This window comes from Microcoleus sp. D2_18a_B4 (assembly GCF_036702475.1).
In the GTDB taxonomy this organism is placed as follows: Bacteria; Cyanobacteriota; Cyanobacteriia; order Cyanobacteriales; family Microcoleaceae; genus Microcoleus.
Map to the genome: position 1 here is coordinate 1 of NZ_JAUBTL010000006.1, position 5794 is coordinate 5794.

The following is a 5794-nucleotide window of genomic DNA, read 5'->3' on the forward strand; positions in this document are numbered from 1 at the left end:
TCTTCCTTCTTCCTTCTTCCTTCTTCCTTCTTCCTTCTTCCTTCTTCCTTCTTCCTTCTTCCTTCTTCCTTCTTCCTCTTAAATTAATCGAACTCGGCCGGAGGTAAAGGCTTGTATTCGATCGCCCGCCAAACATACTAACAAGCGGCCGCTGCCGTCAATGCCTGCGGCTTCTCCGCAGATGGTTTCCGAGGAAAGTTCGATCGCCACCGGGCAGCCAATCAACGCATCGCGGCGGCGCAATTCCGGCAAAAGTAGCGCTAAACCGGACTTGGAGGCTGGCTTGTCTGTGGTAGAAAACATATCGGCTAGTTCGAGTAAATAGTGCCGCAGTCGATCGAGCAAACACAGTTCATCTGGTACTGTACTAGCAATAGAATGCAAGCTTACCGCATTGCCGAGATCCCTTTCATCCAATCCCGCAGCCGCGAAATCTACGCAGCGGTTGAGTCCAATTCCCACAACGGCGCGAGTTTTGCCAGAAACATTGCCGGAAGTAGCTTCGCAGAGAATTCCGGCTAATTTGTGGCGATCGATCCAGACATCGTTTGGCCATTTCAGGCGCAGCATACCGCGACAGTCGGGAACCAAATCTTCGATCGCGTAAATCACGGCTAAACCCGCTGCTAAACTGAGCCCCGGCAACAGAGTGGGGTTGAGGTTGTCGAGTACAAAACTAACAGTCAAGACACCGGTTGGGGCGTGCCAGGTGCGCCCGTGTTGGCCGCGCCCGCTGGTTTGTCGCTTGGTAAATACTGCATCTCCGTGGTGGAGTTGGGCCGCGCGGGCGATCGCCCAACTGTTGGTACTCGGACAGGTATCCAAGGAGTGTAGCCAGTGATGGAGGTTTGGGCGATCGGCTTCTGGGGTTGCGGGCACGGGAGTTAAGGGCAATTCAGACAAGGTTTGATTTGTAGTATTTGATATCTAAAAGCTGATTATCGCATTTTCCAGAAGTGCCACCTCGCGCGACGGCGAGAATTCAGAGAAATTGGAGTGTAGTACAGTTTCAGCATCAGATTTACCTTACGCCACAACATCAGTTGAGCCGCAATATCTCTTGACTTATAAGGATTTGGGGGAACGCAGAGAGTTGGGTGGAGCGATCGACACCCCTTTAAAAAACCCAATTTAAAAAAAAGTTGTATTACCCCCTTGACAGTCTTGTATTATGCAATGTAGTATAAATGTAGGGCGAAGGGGAAAGAGATTCAAAGCCTTACCCCACAAGCAATATGAACCTTGAAAACAGAATAGGAAGTTAATCGTGTCACATAATTGTGGACATCGGCGGTGTAGACTCCGGCAACAATAGCCCGATCTGGTTGTAGTACGCGGAATCAACCGCCACCCCGTCCCAACTTGAGTAATTCAAGGACAGAATATTGTTCATTTTCGCGGGGGTATAGCTCAACCGGTCAGAGCAGTCGCCTGTCGAGCGAAAGGTTGCGAGTTCAAGTCTCGTTACTCCCGTCAGTCGATTTTAGATTTTAGATTTACTCCACAACAGATGAATCTGGAAGCTAGAACTTTGGTCTAAAATCCACACCTCCTGTCGGAAAGCAAGTATCCGTTTTTCGGCGGGGTCAAAGTCCCGCAGGCAAAAGTCAAGCCGTCTCCCCCTCAAGGAGAAGATTGCGAGTGCAAACCTCGTCGGGACTCCCAGGTTAGGTGGCTGAGTGGCTCAAAGCGTCGGTCTGCAAAACCGATTTTCGCGGGTTCAAATCCCGCCCTAACCTCTGTTCCCCATCAGAAATTAAAAATTAGAAATTAAAAGATTAAACTAACAGTCTTTTAATTGATTTTTTTAATTTTGAAAAGGAACGAAGCGAAAGTGATATTGCAGCGTAGCTTAATGGTAAAGCGCCAAGTTCATACCTTGGTCAATGCGGGTACCGCTTCGCGGAAGCAAGCTACAAATCCCGCCGCTGCCACCAAAAGCAGGGATGGTGTAACTGGCAACACTCTGGTCTCCAAAACCAGCATTCTGAGTTCAAATCTCAGTTCCTGTGCCAATTTATAGTGCTGTAGGCAAATGGTTTAAGCCGCTTGGTTTTCACCCAAGTGATTGCGGGTTCAACTCCCGTCAGCACTTCTCGTAGGTCGTTGGCAGAATGGTTTTGCAGCCGCCTTTTAAGCGGATGGATCGAGGTTCAATTCCTCGACGACCTACCAAAAATCCTATCTTGGGTCGGCCCTCCTATTGGCGTGGGTAGCTGTCTGTAAAACAGTAGCTTAAAGCGTTGCTGGTTCAATTCCAGCCCGACCCATTTGTAACTGCATTTAATCTGCAGTTGCAATCTTGAGAGCGTGGTGTAGCCGGATAACATCTCAGTTAATAAAACTGAAGATTGAGGGTTCAAATCCCTCCGTTCTCGCTGTGGAGAGGTGGCCGAGTGGCTTAAGGCGCTTTCCTGCTAAGAAAGAGCGGTTTAACAGCCGTCGAGGGTTCAAATCCCTCCTTCTCCGTTTTCCCCCGATAGCTCAGTTGGTAGAGCGCTTGTCTGAAGAACAAGAGGTCGTCAGTTCGATACTGACTTGGGGGATTGCGTTGCCTTATAGCTCAATGGTAGAGCAAGCGGTTGTTAACCGCTAGGTTGTAGGTTCGAGTCCTACTGGGGCAGCCATTTTTTAAATTGCCGGGTAGACAAATTGGTAAAGTCGCCTATCTCTGAAATAGGAGTTTATGTAGGTTCAAAGCCTACCCCGGCACCCAATTATTGGGAAGTCGCCTAATCGGTATGGCACCGCTCTTTGAAAGCGGAAAAATGCAGGTTCGATCCCTGCCTTCCCAGTTCTGCTATTACCAAAGCAGATCAATTACACTCCTGTAGCCCAATTGGCAGAGTCCGCAATTTCAAAAATTGTGTTGTGTGAGTTCAAATCTCACTCCAAAGTACCAAATTTTTAACTAAGTTTCTACTTGCTCCTGTGGCGGAATTGGCAGACGCGGCAGACTTAAAATCTGTTTTATTTTGAGTGTGAGTTCGAGTCTCACTAGGAGCATAACGGGATGTAATTCAGCGGCCAGAAGCCATGCTTTGGGAGCATGGAGTCGTTGGTTCAAATCCAACCATCCCGACTTTACCCCTGTGATGTAATTGGAAAACATCACTCGCTCAGAACGAGTGTTTTTTGCAGGTTCGAGGCCTGTCAGGGGTATGAGGTTTTATTCAATCTCAAATCTCAAATCTCAAATCTCAAATCGGTTTTGCCCCTGTAGCCCAATCGGTAGAGGCGCTAGATTTAGGATCTAGTTAGTGCTGGTTCGATGCCAGTCAGGGGTATTTGGTGACATCGCGGGTGAAGTAGCCTGGGTAGGCTTGGAGGTCTCATAAGCCTCTTAATAGCAGGTTCAACTCCTGCCCCCGCCACCAAAAATGCAGGTGTGATGTAATTGGCAACATGAGGCTCTTGTAAAGCTTTCTTGCAGGTTCAACTCCTGTCACCTGCTTGGGAAAATACGATCGCTATTTAGCCAGAATTGCGATCGCCACCTTCCCAAATTTGCAGTTGTCGTTCGGCCGCAACAAAACAGTTTACATACGGCGTGGGATAAACAAAATAGTCGTAAGCCAGTGCCATTTGCCGCGCGGCTTCGCGATAAGGAACTCTGCCTATCCCCGTTCCTAAACCCGGACAAACGACACTCTCAATTTTACGTTTTGCGTGTCGATTGTAGCGCCGAATTGTTAATAGCATTGCCCACATGGCCACATACGGAACGTCTGTACCCACAACAGACATAGGTACGCGCATGGTGGGAGTATGAGCGAGAAAAGGATGTTTGGGATGGTGAGTTTCGATGATGAATGATGTGCCAACGGGTTGTTCGCCTAAATAGTCTTCCAAGATATGCTGCTGAACCCTAACCATCAGAGAATGACCGAAAAAACCAACGATAGCTGCGTCGATACCGCCATCCATCATGCCAAATGAATTAGCGGGACTCACCAAACAGTCATACTCGGTTAAATCCTCGAAACATTTGTTGGTAATTTCGAGATTGGGTAAATAGAAAAAATGTTCTTGGAATGCCGCGAATAGTTCGGGATTGGGTGCTGTAAGTATAAGTTTCATGTGTTTTATCTCCGAGCGCTAGTTTAGCAAATAGCTAAGGGCGATCGTACTAATTTTTCCAAAAAATTGCCATAATCGAGGTAGAGTAGTTCAAGGTTAAACTATGCTAGCAACAGACAACACCTCAATGGGAAAAATTATTACCACACTCACCGTGACTAACCGCGCCGATCAAAATGTCGCAGCCAGAGGATTTATGCCTTCCGACCAAATCCGTTCAGTCACTCTAAATAATGTGCTAGTTGATACAGGTGCAACAACATTGTGTTTGCCTGCAAGTATCATTGCACAACTCGGTTTAGAATTGCTCAAAGAAGTGGATGTAGAGACTGCTAATGGCATTGGTAAAGCCAGAATTTTTCAGGATGCTAAAATTTCTTTAGTAGGACGCGAAGGCACGTTTGAGTGTTTGGAATTGCCCGGAGGTATGAATCCTTTATTAGGCGTGATTCCTCTAGAAGCCCTGGGAATTGAATTAGATTTAAAAAATCAGCGATTAGTAACTTTACCCATCAGTCCAACGCAAACTTACTTGACAATTTTGTAAAGGCTGTATGTTGAGGTTAAAGAGATACAATCGCTAAACTAATTGCGGATATGGTGTAACGGTAGCATTCGAGTCTTCCAAACTCTAGGCACGAGTTCGAGCCTCGTTATCCGCTTGGTTAAACAAGAGGTTTGTTAAATCTCACATCTTGCACCATTCTCGCTTAACAGGCTTTCCGGCCTGTTCCACAAGAAAATCTACTCTTTGTGGAACAGGCCGAAAAGCCTGTTCATAAAAGGCTTATTGACAATGGTGCAACATCTCAGTTAAATCTCAAATTTCCAATCTCAAATCAGTTTGCGGATGTCATGTAGCGGCTAGCATCTGAGTATGCCATTCTCAGCGCATGGGTTCGAGTCCCATCATCCGCTTTTGTAGTCCTGATCTTCGATGGTAGAGCGTTTGCCTTACAAGCAGACGCGGGGTAATCTCCTGTCAGGACTACCAATTTATGGGAGTGTAGCTCAATGGATAGAGCGCCGCGCTTCGGACGCGGATGTTGTGGGTTCAAGTCCTACCACTCTCGTTGTTTTTTATTTAATTTAAGGAGGTTGATTCCATTGAATGGATAATTTTTTATATTAAGAGCGATCCTCTTCGAGGGCTTCGCTAACGCCCTTTGCGTGTCCCAATCTTTGGAGCCTACATACTTTAGTACGAGAGGAAAGGTACCGCTGTCAAAATCAGCGGGCGTTTGAGAACGAGGAGTGCATTGAACCCGGCAGGTTGGCTTAAAGGTAGCCATCCTTTAAAGAGTGTGTAGTAACTCATCGGCGGAGTCCCTCTAGTAACTGAGAAAACGCAATGCTCTGATAACTTGCACGTCAAAATGCGTGAAGCGCAGCTATCCCGTAGGGAATCGCGCAATAACAAAAAACATGGGAGTGTAACTCAACTGGATAGAGTGTCGAGCTTCTACCTCGAATGTTGTGGGTTCAAGTCCTACCGCTCCTGCTGTCTGGGGTTCGTAGCTTAATTGGTAAAGCATCTAACTGGCTGTGAGAAAGATATCGGTTCAAATCCGATCGCGATCCACCACACCAATTTTCGATTTTCGATTTTCGATTTTCGATTTACTGCACAGGTGAATCTTTTAAGCGCGGTCATTCGATTTTCGATTTTCGATTTGAGATTTACTCCAGAGGTGAATCTTTTACGCGGGGTCAT

General features: G+C 46.9%; 3 protein-coding genes and 22 tRNA genes. 23 read left to right on the forward strand and 2 right to left on the reverse strand.

What is annotated here, in order from left to right; all coding sequences use genetic code 11:
* Positions 1-78 precede the first annotated feature (78 nt).
* Complete coding sequence (locus QUB04_RS04990) at positions 79-903, reverse strand: biotin--[acetyl-CoA-carboxylase] ligase (protein ID WP_333281799.1); 825 nt, start codon at positions 901-903, stop codon at positions 79-81.
* Positions 904-1399: 496 nt separating this feature from the next.
* Here QUB04_RS04990 and QUB04_RS04995 point away from each other — a divergent pair.
* The 17 genes from QUB04_RS04995 to QUB04_RS05075 all read left to right on the forward strand — a co-directional run bounded on the left by QUB04_RS04995 (position 1400) and on the right by QUB04_RS05075 (position 3454).
* Positions 1400-1473: transfer RNA gene (locus tag QUB04_RS04995), tRNA-Asp, on the forward strand.
* Positions 1474-1665: 192 nt separating this feature from the next.
* Positions 1666-1739, forward strand: a tRNA-Cys gene (locus QUB04_RS05000).
* Between the two features lie 102 nt (positions 1740-1841).
* Positions 1842-1937 (forward strand) — tRNA-Met (locus tag QUB04_RS05005).
* Between the two features lie 3 nt (positions 1938-1940).
* Positions 1941-2015: transfer RNA gene (locus tag QUB04_RS05010), tRNA-Trp, on the forward strand.
* A 6-nt stretch (positions 2016-2021) separates the two neighbouring features.
* Positions 2022-2095 (forward strand) — tRNA-Glu (locus QUB04_RS05015).
* A 5-nt stretch (positions 2096-2100) separates the two neighbouring features.
* Positions 2101-2175, forward strand: a tRNA-Lys gene (locus tag QUB04_RS05020).
* Positions 2176-2188: 13 nt separating this feature from the next.
* Positions 2189-2270 (forward strand) — tRNA-Tyr (locus tag QUB04_RS05025).
* Between the two features lie 34 nt (positions 2271-2304).
* Positions 2305-2378: transfer RNA gene (locus QUB04_RS05030), tRNA-Tyr, on the forward strand.
* A 4-nt stretch (positions 2379-2382) separates the two neighbouring features.
* Positions 2383-2469 (forward strand) — tRNA-Ser (locus tag QUB04_RS05035).
* Between the two features lie 4 nt (positions 2470-2473).
* Positions 2474-2546 (forward strand) — tRNA-Phe (locus QUB04_RS05040).
* A gap of 6 nt (positions 2547-2552) precedes the next feature.
* A tRNA-Asn gene (locus QUB04_RS05045) sits at positions 2553-2627 on the forward strand.
* A gap of 10 nt (positions 2628-2637) precedes the next feature.
* Positions 2638-2716, forward strand: a tRNA-Gln gene (locus QUB04_RS05050).
* 5 nt (positions 2717-2721) lie between these two features.
* Positions 2722-2795 (forward strand) — tRNA-Gln (locus QUB04_RS05055).
* A 130-nt stretch (positions 2796-2925) separates the two neighbouring features.
* Positions 2926-3006: transfer RNA gene (locus QUB04_RS05060), tRNA-Leu, on the forward strand.
* A 3-nt stretch (positions 3007-3009) separates the two neighbouring features.
* Positions 3010-3082, forward strand: a tRNA-Pro gene (locus tag QUB04_RS05065).
* 131 nt (positions 3083-3213) lie between these two features.
* Positions 3214-3287 (forward strand) — tRNA-Leu (locus tag QUB04_RS05070).
* Positions 3288-3382: 95 nt separating this feature from the next.
* Positions 3383-3454: transfer RNA gene (locus QUB04_RS05075), tRNA-Thr, on the forward strand.
* Positions 3455-3474: 20 nt separating this feature from the next.
* On the opposite strand, the gene QUB04_RS05080 is transcribed toward QUB04_RS05075, so the two are convergent.
* A complete protein-coding gene (locus QUB04_RS05080; RefSeq protein ID WP_333281802.1) occupies positions 3475-4080 on the reverse strand; it encodes a macro domain-containing protein in 606 nt (201 codons plus the stop codon).
* 103 nt (positions 4081-4183) lie between these two features.
* Between QUB04_RS05080 and QUB04_RS05085 the strand changes: the two genes are divergently transcribed.
* The 6 genes from QUB04_RS05085 (at position 4184) to QUB04_RS05110 (ending at position 5665) form a co-directional block, all read left to right on the forward strand.
* Positions 4184-4627 (forward strand): retroviral-like aspartic protease family protein, encoded by a 444-nt coding sequence (locus tag QUB04_RS05085; protein WP_333101624.1) that lies wholly within the window; start codon positions 4184-4186, stop codon positions 4625-4627.
* Between the two features lie 44 nt (positions 4628-4671).
* Positions 4672-4742 (forward strand) — tRNA-Gly (locus QUB04_RS05090).
* A gap of 184 nt (positions 4743-4926) precedes the next feature.
* Positions 4927-4998, forward strand: a tRNA-Gly gene (locus tag QUB04_RS05095).
* An 82-nt stretch (positions 4999-5080) separates the two neighbouring features.
* Positions 5081-5153, forward strand: a tRNA-Arg gene (locus QUB04_RS05100).
* 354 nt (positions 5154-5507) lie between these two features.
* Positions 5508-5581, forward strand: a tRNA-Arg gene (locus QUB04_RS05105).
* 7 nt (positions 5582-5588) lie between these two features.
* Positions 5589-5665, forward strand: a tRNA-Ser gene (locus QUB04_RS05110).
* The last annotated feature ends 129 nt before the right edge of the window (positions 5666-5794 follow it).

Bases quoted from the DNA above. Each gene is read 5' to 3' on its own strand.
- QUB04_RS05080 (WP_333281802.1), bottom strand. From the start codon at position 4,080: ATGAAACTTATACTTACAGCACCCAATCCCGAACTATTCGCGGCATTC.
- QUB04_RS05085 (WP_333101624.1), top strand. From the start codon at position 4,184: ATGCTAGCAACAGACAACACCTCAATGGGAAAAATTATTACCACACTC.